Consider the following 17,549-nt stretch of genomic DNA (forward strand, 5'->3'; position numbering starts at 1 on the left):
GTTCAGGGTGCGCGATCATCCCGGCGTCGCACGGGCCTTCGACAGCGGCGACGGAAAGCGGGGACTGATGCGCACCCCGTCCAGCCACGCGGTGAGCTCGTCGGCCCGGCGCTGCAGGGCGCGCCGCCCGTCGCGGCCGGGATCCTCGAGCAGCTGCAGCCGGACCCGCGCGCCGTCGTCTTGATACCAGCCGCCCACCACGCGTCCGTTCCACCACGCCGTCGGGCCGGCGTTGCCGTTGCGGTCGAAAATCCGCGCGCGGTGCTCCCCGAGGTACCAATCGCGCTGAAACCAGCCCATGGTGGTGGCGTCCAGCCCCGGCAGCAAGGCGCACCATGGGGGCGCTTCGGGTTCGGGATCGAGGTCGTCGGGCAGCGCCCAGCCGGGGCTGCCGTGCAGGTCGACTTGCACCGCCCCGATGTCGGCCAGGGCGTTGCGGGCCGCGGTGAGCGTGGTGCCGAGCCACCACTTGATGTCGGCGACGGTCGCGGGCCCGAACGTCGCCAGCCAGCGGCGGGTCAGGCCGGCCCGGGCGTGCCGGTCCGGCAGCGGCTCGCCGACGTCGCCCAGCCAATCGCCGGTGGTGCTCCAGCGCGGCCGCGACGTGGTCCAGCTCCCGTCGTTCGGCCCGCGCACGATGTCGCCCCGCGCGGAGAGCACCGTGAGCACCCGCGGGGCGAGCGGAACCTGGCCGCCCCAACGCCTTCCGGGCGCCGGGTCGTAGGTCCCGGCCAGCTCGGGCAGCGCCGCCCGCAGCTCGGTGCTGCTGGCCGGCCCGCTGTCACCGAGATGGCGCAACACCGCGGCGCAGGCGCGGTCGAGCCAGCGCTCGCCGTCGGCGGCCACGCCCGCCTTACGCACGTCGGCGGCCAGCCTCCGGCTTTCGTTGTCGGCGACCCGGTCGCTGCACGCGGACTGAATCAAGCGCAGGTCGTCGCTGCTGACCAGCCACAGCGTCCGTCGCATCGCCAGATGCCGCAGCGCGGCGCGTTTCTCGTACAGCTGCAGCTCGAGGTCGGCGGTCCGGAATCCCGGGAAGCGCGCCCAGAGCGACAGGTACGGGGTGGCGGGGTCGGTGGCATGCAGCCCGACCAGCCCGGCGATCATCCCGGTGATGGGCGTGGGGTCGCCCGCGGAAAGGAAGTGCCTGCGCGCCAGGCGGTTACGGCGCTCGTCGATGGTGAATGTGCGCACCTCAACGCTCGTCGGAGCGCATCGACTCCCGGATCTGCCGCAACCGCTCGGCCGCCGCGCGCTCGCGCTCTTCGAACTGCTCCTCGACCGAGCGGCCCTCCGCGGTGTCCGCGTCGAGTTCGGTGGCACCCTGCGCCGTGGCGAACCGGGATTCGATCTTCTCCCGGACGGATTCGAAGGTCGGCACGCCGGCGGCGTCGTACCCGGGGGCGGGAGTCATGGGTTCGTCGGGCATGACGACACGCTACTGCGCCCGGCGAGCGAAATAGCGCACCATCTGCTCCCAATACACCAGGGTCAGGACCATCTGCGCCGCGGTCGCGACGGCCGCCGGCCCCGGTCGATGGCGCCGGGCGGCCAGGGCGGCGCCCAGTGCGCACCTCCGCGCCACCGCGCTGACGAGCATCGCCGCGTCCCGCGGGCGACGGCCGATCCACAATTCCTCGCCCAGCATCGCGCGGGTTGACCAGGCGCGTTGGTGCGCGGGCCGGCCGAAGACGAAGGGGTTGACGGTCAACCACAGCGCGATCCACACCGCATGGCTGCAGCGCCTTGTCCAGATGGGTACCAAGACCAGAGGCGTGGTCGCCCAGCGCGTCCAGGCGCTCCATGGGTTGCAGTGCCGGGCGAAGATCGCGCGCCTGAGTCGGGCGGCGGCCGTGCCTTGCGTCACGACCTCGAGTGCGCGCTGAGGGCCGGGTTTCGCGAAGAGTTCGGCAACCGGCGTTTGCCAAAAAGTTACCAGTTACCCAACCCCGGTCCCATAAAATCGCCTCTGCTCTCGAATTCGGAGCCTCCGCGGCCAGCGGGGCGAGCATCCCAACAAGCCTGGAACCCGCGAAAGCCGGCCCCGAAAGCGTGCGATTCTCTCGGGCCGCGGCAGCAAACCCGCGGCGCCCGAACCGCCGCTACATGGGGAATTCACAGGTAGAACACAGCACCTTCGTCGGGTTGAATCATCTGGATGAGAAGGGGTCCGGGCGCTTCAACGAAAGGTCAGCGCCGCCCGCGGAGTCACCCACGCCGACGCTTCACGCCATGGCCGACAGAGTCCGGGGCTGGCGTCGCAGGTGCGATCCGGCCAAAAACCGGGCGGTGCCGACTCCGCGCGCGCAAACTTATGATTCGTTGCCGATTACTGATCGGTAACGCTAACGATGCGGATACCCGACAAACGACACTGACGATAATAAATACCGCAGGTTATTTGTCGCTGGCGCATTTTAGGAAATAATTCGAGACACATCTCACAAAAAGACCGGTCGGCAGGGTGCAGAAGTGAAGGGATACCTATGGAAGCGGCTCAACTGACCAGCGGGTTCGACGGCGTATCGCTGGGAGCCGGAGCGGGCTGGCGCGATCAGGCGACGGGCTGTTGGGTAGCGGCGTCAACGCCGGAGGCGGAACCCGAGCTCTGGGATCAGTATCTGGATGGTGCGCTGCGCAGTTACCGCCGGCACGGGCTGGAATGGGTGCTCGACCTCGATGCGGTTCGGGACGGCGCCGACACGACGCTGTTCTTCGCCGCGATCGATCCGGGGGGCCGGGTGGTCGGTGGCACGCGCGTCGTTGGTCCGCTGCGGTCGGCCGACGAGTCCCACGCGCTCGAGGAGTGGAAAGACAGCCCGGGCCGTGCCGTGTTGAGCCACATGATCACCAACCGCATCCCCTTCGGCGTCGTGGAGGTCAAAAGCGCCTGGACCGACTCGCGCGAGTACGGCAGCCGGGCCCTGTCCCGGGTGCTGGCGCGCACCGCGATGCCGATGATGACGCTGCTGGGTGTCCAGTTCGTCATGGCCACGGCTGCGGCTCACGTGCTGGAGCAGTGGCAATCCTCAGGCGGTGTCGTGGCCTCGCGGATACCGGCGGCCGCCTATCCCACCGAGGCCTATCGCACCAAGGTGATGTGGTGGGACCGCCGCACCATCGCCACGCACGCCGAACCGGAACAATTCAAGCTGATGTGCGCCGAAAACTCCGAGATTCTCTGCCGCATCTCGGCTTAGGAGAAATCGGGTCGGTGCGGGCATTCACCTTTCGCACGACGTCGGGTGGCGCGATGAGGGGGAACGGGCCCCCGGGCGACTCACGTATCTTCTTGGCGCTCGGCGGAATTCGACGGCTGGGCGAGGTCGGCCGTCACGCCTCGTCGACGCCCTGCGCGCCGCTGTGTCGGGAACGTCACAGTACCCTTCGGTGCGCGCCGACGGTCTAGGGTCGGAGGGGTGGCCATCACCGAGCGGTCCGTGCGGGACGTTTCCGCGTTGCCCTTTGCCCCGAAAAACCCGCTTCCGTATCGCGAACGCCTGAAGGCGATCCGGGAGTTTCATACCGGTACGAACAAGCTTCGCGACGCCGGTGGACCCGTCACCCGGGTCACTTTGGGACCGCGCTGGCTGATTCCGCCGATCGTGTTGGCGACGTCACCGCAAGGCATTCGCGACATCGTCAGCCCCAGAGACGGTTCCGTCGACAAGACCAGCACGGTGACCACCGAGCTTCGCAGGCTGCTCGGCGGGAACCTGTTCGTCCTGCCGCACGCCGAATGGTTGCCGCGTCGGCGCACCCTGCAGCCGGTATTCACCCGGCAGCGTGTCCGCCAGTTCGGCGGACACATGGCCGAGGCTGCGGAGACGGTGTGTGCCACGTGGCGCGAGGGTGATGTGATCGACCTCGACGCGCAGTGCCGCACGCTGACGCTGCGGGCGCTGGGTCGCTCGGTGTTGGGACTGGACCTCGATGAGCGATCCGACGCGATCGCCGAGCCGCTGCGAGTGGCGACGAGCTACGCCGTGCGGCGCGCCCTGCGGCCGCTGCGCGCACCGCAGTGGATGCCCACGCCGGCGCGGCGGCGGGCCCGGGCGGCGGCCCGCACCATTCGCGAGCTTGCCGACGAGATTCTGCACGCGTGTCGCGCCGACCCCAACAGGGAGGCGCCTCTGGTCCACGCGCTCATCGCCGCCACCGACCCGGAAACGGGGCAGTCGCTGTCGGACACCGAAATCCGCGACGAGATGATCATCTTTTTGTTCGCCGGCCACGACACGACGGCGACGACTCTGACCTACGCGCTGTGGGCGCTGGGGCGCCATCCCGACCTGCAGGAGCGCGTCACCACCGAGGTCGCCGAGCTCGGCGGCCGCCAGCTCACACCTGACGACGTTTCGCGCTTGGGTTTCACCGTCCAGGTTCTGCAGGAGGCGCTGCGGTTGTGCCCGCCCGGGCCGACCGGAACCCGGATGGCGACCCGCGATGTCGAGGTCGCGGGCTACCGGGTGAAGGCGGGCACGATGCTGGCGTTCGGACGAATGGCCGTGCAGACCGACCCGAGCCTGTGGGACGATCCGCTCCGGTTCGACCCGGACCGGTTCGCGCCGGGGCGCGATCAAGGCCGGGACCGTTGGCAATACGTTCCGTTCGGCGGGGGGCCGCGCTCGTGCATCGGCGATCACTTCGCGATGCTGGAAGCCACGCTTGCGTTGGCGACCATCATCCGCCGAGTCGAAATCGATTCTCTGGAAGACGATTTCCCGCTGGCCGTGCCGTTCACCATGGTGGCGGCGGCCCCGATCCCGGCCAAGATCCGGCTGCGTCACTGACGCCGTGCGTCGGTGCCCGGCGCTAGGCCCGCACGCCGTGCTGGGCCTGGTTTCCGCCGCGCCGTTTGGCCGCGTACATCGCTGTGTCGGCAATGGCGATCAGCTCGTCGACGAACCAGGCGACGTCGCGCCCGGTGAGCAGGTGCAGTTCGGCGCTGGCGGTGCCGATGCTGGCCGTGATCCCGGGCGAGAGCTCGGCCAAAGCGGTGCAGAACCCTGTGGCCAGGGGGCCCACGTCCGGGGTCTCCGAGGTCAGCGCGACCAGGAACTCTTCGCCGCCGGCGCGGCAGAGGATCGCATCGGCGGGGGTGCGCTCCCGCAGCAGGTCGGCGACCGCGAGCAGGGCGCGGTCGCCGGCCGAATGACCGTGGGTGTCGTTGATGCGTTTGAAGTTGTCGAGGTCCACCATGACCACCGCGAGGTGGTCATGCCCGGGTGGCGGATCCGTCACCCGGTGACCGACCGCCTCGGTGAACGCCCGCCGGTTGAGCAGGCCGGTGAGGGCATCCTGTTGGGAGCGCTGAGCGTACGTTCCCATCGCGCGTGAGATGCCCCAAACGCCAAGGGGCAGCCACAAATTGAGGAAAGTGTTGAGCCAGAACGCGGAGGCCGCGCTGGCCAGGTTGGCCTCTCGGGCAAGCCTCAGCACCGCCACGGTGGTCACCGCGACCGCGACGGCGCCGTTGTAGACCAGCAGCCTGGGACCGTGGAACAGCGCGATGTAGCCCCCGGTGATGGCCATGGCGGTGCAAGCCAGCGCGGCAAGTGCCGCCGTGGGCTGCGCGAGGCTCCACCCGGCGACGCACAGCGCGCCGATCGCGACACCGGCCTGCGACTGCCGGCGCGTCGGCCAGCGCGTCAACCACAACAAGGTCACGCCGACGGTGAACGCGGCGGCCAGTCCGCCGGTGACCACCTCGGCCGTGCTGGGGTGGTGTTGGCTCGGCAACACGGTCAGCGGCGCCAAGGCCGACGATCCGGCGATGAGAGCCATGGTCATTCGGGCCCGGCCCAACATCCCGCGCCGGCGCAGGAACGTCGTGGTCCAGTCGTACTGGTCGGGCTCGTTCCACCACGCCTTCAGGCGTGACATCGGCCGGCGACCCCTTCTCGACGAGCCCGTTCGCGCATGCGGTCTCGGACTTCGGGGCCGGGGAGTGGCGCGTCGCCGGGAATGCCATGATTGCGGCTATGGCCTCTCGACACACGCGATTTCGCCTCTTCTACCGGATCGGCTTCACACCCTGGGAGGGCCATGCGATCGGGCAGGGCCTGCGGGATCTGATCGAGGGAACCCCGAACACACCGGCGCTGCCCACCGGCTCGGCCCTCGACGTCGGGTGCGGTACCGGCGACTGCGCCGTCTACCTCGCCCAGCACGGGTGGAAGGTCACCGGGGTGGACTATGTCGCGAAGCCGCTCGATAAGGCGCGCGCCAAGGCCCGCGCGGCCGGGGCATCGGTCAACTTCGCCCGTGCCGACGTCACGCGGTTGAGTCACGAGGGGATCGGTAGCGGTTTCCAGCTGATCGTCGACAACGGCTGCATCCACAACATGAGCGGCGCCGACCGCGAGGCGTACGTCCGCGAGGTCAGCGCCGTGGCGGCACCCGACGCGCGGCTGTACATCGTCGCGTTCCCTCCCGGCGGAAGGTTCGGCGTGCCGGGCATCGACCGCCCCGAGATGGAGCGGCGCTTCGCTGCCGGCTGGACGCTGTTGTCGACCGGGGACGAGCGGGAGCTCGACGAGAAGACCCCGACGTACTACTACCTGTTTCAACGCCGCTCTTAGACGTCGACCGGCTGCGGGTCTAGCCAACGCCCTTTCTCCCCGGCTGTTGGGTCTGCGGCGCAACGGTCGCGCTGGAGAAGTCCATCGGTATGACGCCCTTGCCGAGCAGCGACTCCATCGCCGCGCTGTCCAGCGGGCGGGACAGCAGAAACCCTTGCGCCCGAAAGCAACCCAGGTCGAGCAACGTCTTGGCCGCGGCTACGGTTTCGACGCCTTCGGCGACGACTTCGAGCCCGAAGGCGTCGGCGAGCGCAAGCGTCGACCGCACGATTGCCAGGTCCCCGGCGTTGGTGTCGAGATTGCGGACAAACCCCTTGTCGATCTTGAGTGCGTCGACGGGGAGAGACTTCAGATACGTCAGCACACTGTAGCCGGTGCCGAAGTCGTCGATGGCGATCTGTACCCCGATGTCCTTCAGCCCGAACAGCGTCTTCCGGGTGGCGTCGATGTCCTGGACCACCACGCTTTCGGTGATCTCGAGGCATATGGTGCTGGGATCGAGATCGAACTCTTCCAGGGTTGTCGCGACCGTATCGACGATGCCCTCCGTCACGAGCTGCACGGGCGAGACATTGATGCGCAGCACGGCGCCGCGCCCGACGCCGCGTGATTGCCAGAGCCCGAATTGGGCGCACGCCGAATGGATTACCAGGCGGCCGAGCTTCGCACCCAGGTTGATCGATTCCACCACCTGGATGAACGAGTCCGGCATCAACAGCCCAAGTGTCGGGTGTTGCCAACGAATCAGCGCCTCGGCGCCGAGAATCTCGCCGGTGCGCATGTCGAACTCCGGGAGGTAATGCAGCACCAAGGCGTCGCTGTCGCTGTCGATTATCCCTTCCAGGTACAGCTCGATGTCGTTGCGGATCATGTCCGTTCGCGACATCTCGGGACTGAAGATCGAAACCCTGTTGCCGCCCGAGCTTTTCGCCGAGCGGGTGGCCTGATCGACCCGGCGCAGCAGATCCGACGTGCTTTCCGATCCGGGCAGACCGGATGCGACGCCGATGCTGACGGTGCGGCTCAGCATCTCGCCGTCGATCACGACCTGACGGTGCACCCGCGCGTGTATCGATTGAGCGAACGCCTCGGCGGCTTCGACGTCCATCGAGGCGGCCGGGACGACGACGAACTCGTCACCGCCGAAGCGGGCGATCACGGAGGGAACGTCGACCGCCTCGCGCAGCAGCGCGGCGAAGGCCACGATGAATCGGTCGCCCGCATCCTGACCGAGGCGTTCGTTGATCACCTTGAACCGGTCCAGAGCGAGGAACACCACCGACACGGCGCCCGGCTGGCCCTCGGCCAGCCGCTTGTCGAGGTAGGCGATGAGGGCCCGGCGGTTCAGCAGCCCGGTGAGGTCGTCGTGCTCGGCGAGGTAGTGCAGTTGCTCCTCGGCGACGATGCGGGCCTGCAGTTGAGCGAAGAGCGCGGCGATCGCCTGCAGCGCGTTGAGCTCCTCCGGCAGCCATTCGCGGTCGCCGACCTTGCCGAAGGCCAGGGTGCCGGTCGTCACGTCACCGGACAGCAGCGGCACGGCGGCAAGGGAGACAGCGCCCCACCCGGTGCCCTCGTCGATGTTGCGTTGGTAGTCGGCGGTGGCCGGCTCGGGACGCACGACTTCGGGCACTTTGAGATTTTCGGCTTGTGCGAAGACGGAGTCGGCGTCGGCGAAATACACCACACCGATCGGGTCGGGGTCGGCGTTGCGCGGCGGCCACTCGGCCACCAGCACCGTGGCGTGGATCGTGTGATCGTTGTGACGCAGGAAGCTGAAGTCCACGCCCAACTCGCTCACCAGGTAGCCGAGCACCCGCTGGCTGATCGTGGCGGAATCAGCCGCGGAGGCCGCCATCAATTCGGCGGCCGCGGCGGTGACCAGGTGGTCCAGAGTGCCCGACATTGCCCCTTACCGTAGCGGTAACTGGTGCGTGGTGTCCGCATTGCATAGCGCGTCTAGCAATGATTCGCTCAACTCAGCATCCGAACCCGATCAAAGCTGCGGCGGCTCGGCACCGACGCTGGTGGCGCGACCGTTAACCGTAATACCAGCACGATCGATTCGTCGGGCGGTATGTCGGCCAGGTCGCGGAAGTCGTGCTGCAACTGTGTTAGCTGATCGGCGAACCGGGGGGACAGCTCGTCGAAGTCTGCCCGGTTGCGCGCGTAGAGGAACACCGGCGAGACCGGCTGGATGGATAGCCCGCGTTGCTGGGCGATGATCCAGACCAGCTCGACTGCCGCGCCTCCCGCGGCGTAGTCGCGCAGCTCCTGTCCGGGCACACTGACGACGGCCAGCGCCGAACTGGCCAGTACCCGGTCGCGTGCGTCCTCACCCAGCGCACTGCCCGCGTCCCATCGGGCGAGGTGCGCCATGACGTCCGTGCGGCGCAGGATCTCGAGGAGTGCCAGATCCCCGGGATCGAGTTCGAGGCCGCGCACCTCGATACCGGTGTCGGGGTCGGCGTCGCCCGGCCAGCGCAGTTCAGAGACCATCTCTTGGTGCAGGTGCGGAGTCAGGTAACGGATCCGGTCGGATGCGGCGAGAATCGTTGCCGCATGGCCCATGTCGCCCCGCTCGGTGATCAGGCGCAGCCGGGCTCCTTCGCGTTGGGCCGCGGCGGTGAGCGCCTCGATGGTCGTGGTGTCGATCGGCTCGGGGCTGCCGTGGCGGCGGTTGGTGCAGCGCTCGAGCATCGGCTGATAGAGGTCGGCAAGGGTGGGGTCGGTGCCGTCGGTCAGTTTCAGGGTGGCGCGCAATGGCGATCCATCGACGTGCTCGGTGAGCGTGGCCGGTCCCAGGGTGTGCTGCGCCGCCGCGGCGATCCTGGCGTTGAGGAGCGCGGCGCCGACCGCGACGGCGCTGGCACGAAATGCGACGTCCATGGTCGAAGTGTGTTGCGCGGCAATGTCGATGGTGACCTCGGCCGGTCCGGCTCGAACGGTCCAGGGCTGCACGTTTCCCCCGGAGGGGGCGCGGATCGCGGCGGCGGCGACGAGCCCGGGTATCCCGGGCAGCTGTGCCGTCTCCGGCTGATCCGCCGGTGCGGGACGGCCGCGGGCCATGTCGGGTTCGTCGAGTTGGTCGAGCGCCGCCGCGATGTCGATGCGCGTGCGGCCCGAGCGCAGCTCCTCGCCGAGCCCGATCCTGCGCACGCCCTCCGCCAACGCCGACGCGCCCAGCACGACGTCGGAGGCCAGTTGGGGCCAGGTCGACACCGTGCGGTCGATCTCGACCAGCGACGCGGCCGTCCGCGGCGAAAGCCGTTCGGCCTCAAGGTGACGCAGGACGTGCGGCACCTTTTCGCGGCTGCTCATGCCGGGAAGCAAGGCGATGTCGAGGTCGCCGAGCAGGCCGTGCAGAATCGGTCGCTGCGGCTCGTGGTCGAAACGTTCCACATCGACGAGCCCGCGATCACTGGTGGCCATCAGCACGGGGATGCGGCGGGCGCGGGCGCCGACCCGCAGCACGGCCTTCATGTCGAGCGCATCGCATTCCTCGATCACGATGTCGAGGCCGTCCAGGAACGTGTCGACGGTCTCGAAAGTCAGTCCCGCGTCGACGACCTCGACCGGCAGGTACGGGTCGAGTTCGGCGATCCTGCGCGCGGCCACACAGGCCTTGTTGACGCCGATGTCGAACACGCTGGCGGGCACCCGATTCAGGTTCGACAGTTCGAGGTGGTCGAAGTCGGCCAGGCGAAGGCCGCCACACAATCCCTGGGCGGCCAGCGTGTGCGCGATGACATGGCCGACGCTGAGCCCGGCGACGCCGATGCGCAGCCGGCCGAGCCGGTCCTGTTCGGGCGGCGTGATGTTGTTGCGGTTGCGGTCCAGGCGAACGGCGCGGTATCCGCGCGGGCCGAGCACCGCCACCGCCGCGCGCCGCCACGGGTAGTACGCCCAGCGGCCGCCTTCCGCGAGGAGCGCGGCATCCGGGGCCGGCCGTAGGCTGCGCAGGTTGGCCAGCTGGGTGTCCCGGTGGTCGAGGAATTCCACCGTGGGGTCGGCTCGGAGCCGTTGCAACAACGAACTGTCGTCGGGCTCATCGGGGTCGAGAATCTGCGCGGTGTACGCGGTTTTCTCGTGCTCGTCCATGGTGTTTCGTGTATAGCACCTGATCGGTGGTCCGGCTGCTCAGATGTTGCGCCCGGACGGAAAATGTGACGTTGGCGATAACGCGGTCGCCGAGCGCGGCGTCATCCGGTGGTGTCGCCGTTCGGGGGCTGCTCTTCGTCGAGGAACAGGCCGTGCCGGAGAAGGCCGGTGACCGAGGCGTCCCAGCGTCGCAGCTGCGCCTCGCTGAAGAACGATTTGCCCAAGTAGAGCTCGATGTAGGGATGCAGAATGACGGCGCCGACGCGCAGGATGACAACGTTGATCGCCGCCCAATCCGGGTCGAGGTCTGGTTGCGTATTGCCCTGCGCGACGAAATGTTCGCGCTGGGCCGCGCTGATGCCCACCAGACCGCTGAAGATGATCGACCCGAACGCGCCGCCCTCCGCGAGCGCGCGCCCGAGATAGGTCATCACGTCCGGGCGTTCGACCATCAGGGCGGTCAGCCGGCGCCCGGCCTCGCTGAGCCCGTCGGACGGCGGGTCGGGCAGCGCCGTGGGGGCGAGGGCCTCACCGACCACCTGCAGCACGTACTGATCGACGGCCGCGGTCAGCGTGGCCTTGGTGCGAAAGTGGTGCTGGACCAGCCCGATCGACACCTCCGCGGTCTCGGCGATCCTGCGTAGCGACGTGGCGGCGATGCCGCGATCGGCAAAGCAGCTCAGCGCGGCGTCGCGGATCCGTTCCTTGGACGTCGGCTCGATCGGAGGAGGCGGATCGAACGGAAACAGCCGGCCGAGTTCCACGGCCCGACAATATACCCACATCGTGGTGCGATACCGGCATATCGACTTACCAGAAGCCGGTATTGCCCAGCGTTTTTCGATGTGGGGCGGGGGAGCGGGCGACGCGTAGCGACGGCCCGCTACCTGCTTGCGGTGTTGGAACGCTCGGCCGGGACCACCGCCTGGCCGGGCACCGCGGGCGGGGCGGAAACGGCCGGCAACGGGATCCGCTTCACCCCGGGGGTGCCGAGCCGGCCGGCCAGCCACGGCAGCGCGGCCGCGAAAGCCCGGTCCGCGAACGGCCAGTCGTGCTTGCCCGGCTGGGGCAGCACGGCGCAGTCGATGCCGTTGGCGTGGCCGAGCGCGCACAGCGAGTAGGCGGCCGCCGTCTGGTTGCCCGGGTTGGCCGCGGCGTCACGGCTGACGAGACGCATTGCGCCCGCGTCGGTTACCGACACGTCGCGGCGCGCTGCCGGCGGCCCGTCCGACGAGATCGCGAACCAGCCGGCCACGTCGCGGTACCGGCCGTGCCGGTTGATCACCGTGGTCGGGTCGAACGCCGCCCACGCCTCGGCGTTTCCGCCGAACAGCCGGGCGACGGTCTGCGCCTTGGTCCCCGCGTTGGGGTAGAAGTCACCGGCGATGTCGACGAACGCGCTGAACATGTCGGGATGCATGACGGTCAGGTCCACAGCGCACGTCCCGCCCATCGACCAGCCCGCGACTCCCCAGTTGGACCGGTCGGGGCTGACACCGAAAGTCGAGACCATATACGGGACAACGTCCTTGGTGAGATGGTCGGCCGCGTTGCCGCGAACGCCGTTGACGCATTCGGTGTCGTTGTTGAAGGCCCCTCCGGAGTCGACGAACACCAGCACCGGCGCCTTGCCGGCGTGTGTGGCCGCGAAGTCGTCGATGGTCTTGACGGCGTTGCCCGCCCGCGTCCAGTCCGCGGGCGTGTTGAACTGCCCGCCGATCATCATCACGGTCGGCAACGCAGGCGGCGGGCTGTCCCCCGCAAGCGGGTGGTACCCCCTGGTGAACCATTCGGGCGGTAGGTACACCAATTCGCCGCGGTGCTTGAAATGCGATGCGGCCGAAGGGATCACCACGGGGACCAGGCTGCCGTGCGGTGGGCGGGCCCGCTTGGCGGCCATCGCGGCGATGGTGGCCCGGTCGGCCTGGTCGGGCAAGGGGCCGGAAGTGAGTTGGTTCCACGCCGCCTGCACGGTCGGGAAGTAGCCGACCCACAGGTTGAGCGTCAGCGCCGCGCAGAGCAGACACAGCGGCACCGCGAGCAGGGTCGCGCCGCGCCGCCACGGCCCGGCCCCGCGCCAGCCCAGAATCAGCACGGCCGAGGCCAGCCCGGCCAGCGCGATCCACAACCACAGCGCCGGCGGCGCCGGTTCGTCCGCCAGGCCGCGGTCGACGATGTACCAGTGCGTCACATAGGCGGCGGCACCGCCGACCGCGCCGGCCAGCGGCAGCCAGACGGTCCGCCAGCGCCGTGACCGCCAGCCGACGGCCAGCGCCAGCACCACCGCGGCACCGACCTGGATCGTCGTGGGCAGCCAGCCGTGCATCAGGGAGGTGTGACCACTCGCCAGCATCTGTGCCGTCCCGAGGGGCGCTGAGGGCGCGGTGGCGGTCACGTGACTCATTGTGATGGATTGTTAACGTCCCCGGAACATTATCGGTCGATGTCGGCGACGCGGCCGACCGGGGTTCGGGGATCGTTCAGTGCGGCTTGGCCAGCGGGAACGGCAGCGTCTCGCGGATGCTGCGGCCGGTTATGAGCATGACGAGCCGATCGACGCCCATGCCCATCCCGCCGGTGGGCGGCATGGCGTATTCCATGGCTTGCAGGAAGTCTTCGTCGAGTTCCATCGCCTCGGGGTCGCCGCCGGCGGCCAACAGCGACTGCTCCTGCAGGCGGCGCCGCTGCTCCACCGGATCGGTCAGCTCGCTGTAGGCCGTCCCGAGTTCGACGCCCCACGCGACGAGATCCCACCGCTCGGCGACGCCGGGCTGGCTGCGGTGCGGCCGGGTCAACGGCGATACCGAGGTGGGGAAGTCGATGTAGAAGGTCGGTTGCTCGGTCTTGTCCTCCACCAGGTGTTCGTAGAGCTCCAACACGACGGCGCCGGCATCCCAATGAGCCCGATAGGGAATGTGCACGGCGTCGGAGAGTTTTCGCAGGGCGGCCAGCGAGGTTTCGGGATGAACATGCTCGCCGAGCGCTTCCGATACCGCGTCGTACACCGTCTTCACCGGCCAGACGCCGGAGATGTCGACATGCTCGAGGCGCCCGTCGGCGCCGGGCCGCAGCACGGTCTGCTCGCCGTTGGCGGCCTGCGCCGCGTTCTGGATGAGCTCGCGCGCTCCGTCGATCCACGTCTTGTAGTCGGCGTGTGCCTGGTAGGCCTCCAGCAGGGTGAACTCGGGATTATGGCTGAAGTCGACGCCCTCGTTGCGGAACGCGCGGCCCAACTCGAACACGCGCTCCACGCCGCCGACGCACAGCCGCTTCAGGTACAGCTCCGGCGCGATGCGCAGGAACAGGTCCATGTCATAGGTGTTGATGTGGGTGACGAACGGCCGCGCCGTGGCCCCACCGTGGATCTGCTGCAGGATCGGCGTCTCGACCTCGATGAATCCGTTGGCGAACAACGTTTCCCGGATCGAGCGCAACACGCTGCTGCGGGCCGTGATCAGGTCGCGCGACTCCGGGTTGACGGCCAGGTCGACATATCGCGTGCGTACCCGTGCCTCGGGGTCGGTCAGCCCCTTCCACTTATTGGGCAACGGCCGCAAGCACTTACCGATCATCCGCCAGTCACGCACGATCAGCGAGCGGGTGCCGTTCTTGCTGTAGCCCATGTGCCCCGTCATCTCGACCAGGTCACCGAGATCGATCGCTGCGGTGAAGTCGGCGGTGCGGCCGTGCTCCAGGTGCGAATTGTCCAGCAACACCTGCATTTCGCCCGACCAGTCCCGCACCTGGGCGAACAGCACGCCGCCGTAGTCGCGTATCCGCAAGATGCGCCCGGCCACCGACACGGTCTCCTGGTCGTCGGCATCCAGCGCGCCGGCGATCGTGTGGCTGGGCGGGGATCCCACCGGGTAGGCGTCAACGCCGTTGCGCTGCAAGATTTTCAGCTTGGCCAGACGCACCCGCACCTGCTCGGGAAGGCGGGACCTCGACTCCTCTTCCTCCGCGGCGGTGGCCCCGCGCTGCAGCCCGCTGACGTCGGGCGCCGACCCGTCGTGATGCAACAGCCCGGACTCGGCCAGCCTGGCCGGCACGGCGGGGTGATGCCCGGTGTGCGTCCTGCGCCGGCTGAATGGGAACACGAGGAATCCCTCGGCGAGGGCCGAGGCGACGCCGACCCGCGGGATCAGCCGGGCGTCCTCGTAGCAGGCGTAGCGCGGAACCCAATCGGGTTGGTACTTCATGTTGGAGCGGTACAGCGTCTCCAGCTGCCACCACCGCGAGAAGAACAGCAGGAATCCGCGCCACAACCGGGCGACCGGTCCGGCACCGAGTTGGGCGCCCTGTTCGAACGCGGACCGGAACATGGCGAAGTTCAGCGAAATCCTGATGATGCCAAGGGTTTCCGCGTTCAGGGCGAGCTCGCTGACCATCAGCTCGATCGTGCCGTTGGGAGATTGCGGGGAACGGCGCATCAGGTCGAGCGAGACGCCGGTGCTTCCCCAGGGAACCAGCGACAGCATCGCGACCACCTGGCCGTCGCGGTCCAGCGCCTCGACCAGCAGGCAGTCGCCGTCGGCGGGATCGCCGAGCCGGCCGAGCGCCATCGAAAAGCCGCGTTCGGTCTGGGTGTCGCGCCAGGCGTCGGCGCGCGCAATGGTGTCGGCCATCTCGTCGGCGGAGATGTCGCGGTGCCGACGGATGCGCACCGTCAGCCCGGCCCTGCGGGCCCGCGTCACCGCCTGGCGCACCCCGCGCATGTCGGGGCCGGACAGCTTGAAGTCGGCCGCCCGCAGGATGGCCTCGTCGCCCAACTCCAGGGCGTTGAGGCCGGCCTCGCGATAGGCCTGGGCGCCCTGGGAACTCGCGCCCATCACCCCGGGCGCCCAGCCGTAGGTTTGGCACAGCCCCAGCCACGCGTCGATGGCCTGCGGCCACGCCCTCGGATCGCCCACCGGGTCGCCGCTGGCCAGGCAGACGCCGACCTCGACGCGGTAGGTGACGGCGGCCCGGCCGCTGTGCGCGAACACCACCGACTTGTCGCGGCGGGTGGCGAAGTAGCCCAGGGAGTCGTTCTTGCCGTACAGCTCGAGCAGCCCGCGGATCGCCGATTCGTCCTCGCCGGTGAGCGCGTTGTCGGCGCGCTGCGACTGGAACAGCACGATCGTCGCCGCGATCAGTGCGAGCGCGCCCAACAGCCCGAAGACGGCGTTGAGCAGGACGTGCGGGCGTCCGGTGAAGGCGTCGGGGTCGACGATGGAGAACCCGACGACCCGGTTGACCACGTACCAGAAGCGGGAGTCCGGCGCCAGGGTGCCCGGGAACATCTCGACCAGACCCCAGGAGACCAGGATGCCGATCACCCACCCGGTGACCAGGACCGCGGCCGCCTTGAACAGTGCGGCCCTGCGGACCTTGGCCCAGAACTGGCGATAGGACAGGAGCAGCAGCACGATCGCCACGATGTGCACGGCGAAACCGAGGTTCTCGCCGAAGGACTCGGCCGGGGTGTTGTCCCCCGCGGCGATGTCGGCGGCGTTCAGCGCGGCGGCGAGGATCATGTTGCCGAGCAGCAGCACCCAGGCGATGCGTTTGCGCGCGGTCAGGGCCGCGGCCAGCAACGCCAGCACGAACGACCACGCGATGCTGGTGTCGGGGAAGTTGAACAGATAGTCGTTGATGAATTCGCGCGGGACCTTGATCAACCACCGGACCAGCGGCGACACGCTCGCGACCAGCGACAGGGTGGCGATGATGCCGACCGTCCAGCCCGCGGCCGCCGGTACCCACCGATACCGGGAGTTCGGCTGGCTGCCCGAACGCGGGCCGAAGCGGGACGTAGCTACAGTCACAGACCGCGAGGATATGCCTTCAAACCATGAAAATCCTGACGAAGCGCCAAGAGCCACCGGGGGGAGTTACCCGGTTTGCCGGAGCTTCGCACCCCGCGCGCGTGCGCGCCGTCCGCGGACGTGCTGGAAGACGCCAGATGGCTGCTAAACTATGGGCTGCGACCATCCCGGTGAACGCCGGGGAACAGTAAGTGGAGTCCCACTCCCACCGCTAGCCACGAGACAGGTCTTGCGCCCGTCCCCGGCGACACGGTCCGGTCACGGGCATCGTCGATGCCCGTTCCGCGGATAACGCGGTCGGCTTGACGCGTTCAAGCCGTGATCGGTCGGCATTGGGCCCTGCGTGTGCGGGGCTTTTTTGCTGGTGGTGTGGTGTTTCCGCCGCTGAATCTCCGACGGGCGTGGGCGGTGGCCGCCACCGGAGAACCAGAAGCCCAACAAGGGAGGCCCCATCAGCACTGAGACCCGCGTCAACGAGCGCATCCGCGTACCTGAAGTCCGATTGATCGGCCCGGGAGGGGAGCAGGTAGGCATAGTGCGCATCGAAGACGCACTGCGCGTCGCCGCGGACGCCGATCTCGATCTCGTCGAAGTTGCCCCGAACGCCAGGCCGCCGGTCTGCAAAATCATGGATTACGGCAAGTTCAAGTACGAGGCGGCGCAAAAGGCGCGCGAATCCCGCCGGAACCAGCAGCAGACCGTCGTCAAAGAACAAAAGCTGCGACCCAAAATCGACGATCACGATTACGAGACCAAGAAGGGCCACGTGATCCGCTTTCTGGAGGCGGGATCGAAGGTCAAGGTCACCATCATGTTCCGTGGACGTGAGCAGTCGCGGCCCGAGCTGGGCTACCGATTGCTGCAGCGGCTGGGCGCCGACGTCGCCGATTACGGATTCGTCGAGACGTCCGCCAAGCAGGACGGCCGCAACATGACGATGGTGCTGGCACCGCACCGCGGCGCGAAGACGCGCGCCAGGGCGCGGCATCCCGAGGGACCGGCGGGCAGTGCGGCGGCGGACTCCGACGCAGCGGCGGAGACGAATCCGTCGCCCAACTGA

The 17,549-nt window shown here is 68.7% G+C and carries 13 protein-coding genes; 4 read left to right on the top strand and 9 right to left on the bottom strand.

The window, feature by feature from the left end; genetic code table 11:
• Window positions 1-15 precede the first annotated feature (15 nt).
• The 3 genes from A5705_RS00435 to A5705_RS00445 are packed head-to-tail and all read right to left on the bottom strand — an operon-like array spanning window position 16 to window position 1,867.
• Window positions 16-1,194, bottom strand: coding sequence for a winged helix DNA-binding domain-containing protein (locus A5705_RS00435; RefSeq protein ID WP_068274464.1), 1,179 nt, complete (start codon window positions 1,192-1,194; stop codon window positions 16-18).
• A 1-nt stretch (window position 1,195) separates the two neighbouring features.
• Complete coding sequence (locus tag A5705_RS00440) at window positions 1,196-1,429, bottom strand: hypothetical protein (protein WP_067878544.1); 234 nt, start codon at window positions 1,427-1,429, stop codon at window positions 1,196-1,198.
• 9 nt (window positions 1,430-1,438) lie between these two features.
• Entirely contained in the window at window positions 1,439-1,867 is a 429-nt protein-coding gene (locus A5705_RS00445) for a DUF6653 family protein (RefSeq protein ID WP_231982337.1), read from the bottom strand.
• Window positions 1,868-2,486: 619 nt separating this feature from the next.
• Between A5705_RS00445 and A5705_RS00450 the strand changes: the two genes are divergently transcribed.
• On the top strand, window positions 2,487-3,200 hold the full coding sequence (locus A5705_RS00450; RefSeq protein ID WP_068274467.1) for a hypothetical protein: 714 nt from the start codon (window positions 2,487-2,489) through the stop codon (window positions 3,198-3,200).
• A 225-nt stretch (window positions 3,201-3,425) separates the two neighbouring features.
• Window positions 3,426-4,793, top strand: coding sequence for a cytochrome P450 (locus A5705_RS00455; protein WP_369829578.1), 1,368 nt, complete (start codon window positions 3,426-3,428; stop codon window positions 4,791-4,793).
• A gap of 22 nt (window positions 4,794-4,815) precedes the next feature.
• Here the strand turns inward: A5705_RS00455 and A5705_RS00460 are convergent, their stop codons facing one another.
• Window positions 4,816-5,886: a diguanylate cyclase gene (locus A5705_RS00460; protein ID WP_068274473.1), complete on the bottom strand. Its 1,071-nt coding sequence runs from the start codon at window positions 5,884-5,886 to the stop codon at window positions 4,816-4,818.
• 98 nt (window positions 5,887-5,984) lie between these two features.
• On the opposite strand from A5705_RS00460, the gene A5705_RS00465 reads away from it, so the two are divergent.
• Window positions 5,985-6,584: a class I SAM-dependent methyltransferase gene (locus A5705_RS00465; protein WP_068274528.1), complete on the top strand. Its 600-nt coding sequence runs from the start codon at window positions 5,985-5,987 to the stop codon at window positions 6,582-6,584.
• Between the two features lie 19 nt (window positions 6,585-6,603).
• Here the strand turns inward: A5705_RS00465 and A5705_RS00470 are convergent, their stop codons facing one another.
• From A5705_RS00470 to lysX, 5 genes are all read right to left on the bottom strand, one after another.
• Window positions 6,604-8,487, bottom strand: coding sequence for a bifunctional diguanylate cyclase/phosphodiesterase (locus A5705_RS00470; RefSeq protein ID WP_068274476.1), 1,884 nt, complete (start codon window positions 8,485-8,487; stop codon window positions 6,604-6,606).
• A gap of 68 nt (window positions 8,488-8,555) precedes the next feature.
• On the bottom strand, window positions 8,556-10,682 hold the full coding sequence (locus A5705_RS00475) for an Rv1355c family protein (protein WP_068274477.1): 2,127 nt from the start codon (window positions 10,680-10,682) through the stop codon (window positions 8,556-8,558).
• A gap of 101 nt (window positions 10,683-10,783) precedes the next feature.
• Entirely contained in the window at window positions 10,784-11,467 is a 684-nt protein-coding gene (locus tag A5705_RS00480) for a TetR/AcrR family transcriptional regulator (protein WP_067878566.1), read from the bottom strand.
• Window positions 11,468-11,565: 98 nt separating this feature from the next.
• Window positions 11,566-13,086, bottom strand: a complete 1,521-nt coding sequence (locus A5705_RS00485) for an alpha/beta hydrolase family protein (protein WP_197521218.1) — start codon at window positions 13,084-13,086, stop codon at window positions 11,566-11,568.
• Between the two features lie 76 nt (window positions 13,087-13,162).
• Complete coding sequence (gene lysX / locus A5705_RS00490; protein ID WP_197521219.1) at window positions 13,163-16,489, bottom strand: bifunctional lysylphosphatidylglycerol synthetase/lysine--tRNA ligase LysX; 3,327 nt, start codon at window positions 16,487-16,489, stop codon at window positions 13,163-13,165.
• Window positions 16,490-16,940: 451 nt separating this feature from the next.
• Here lysX and infC point away from each other — a divergent pair, with 451 nt between their 5' ends.
• Window positions 16,941-17,549: a translation initiation factor IF-3 gene (gene infC / locus A5705_RS00495; protein WP_082956203.1), complete on the top strand. Its 609-nt coding sequence runs from the start codon at window positions 16,941-16,943 to the stop codon at window positions 17,547-17,549.

It is taken from the genome of Mycobacterium sp. E787 (genome assembly GCF_001668725.1).
Classification (GTDB): domain Bacteria; phylum Actinomycetota; class Actinomycetes; order Mycobacteriales; family Mycobacteriaceae; genus Mycobacterium.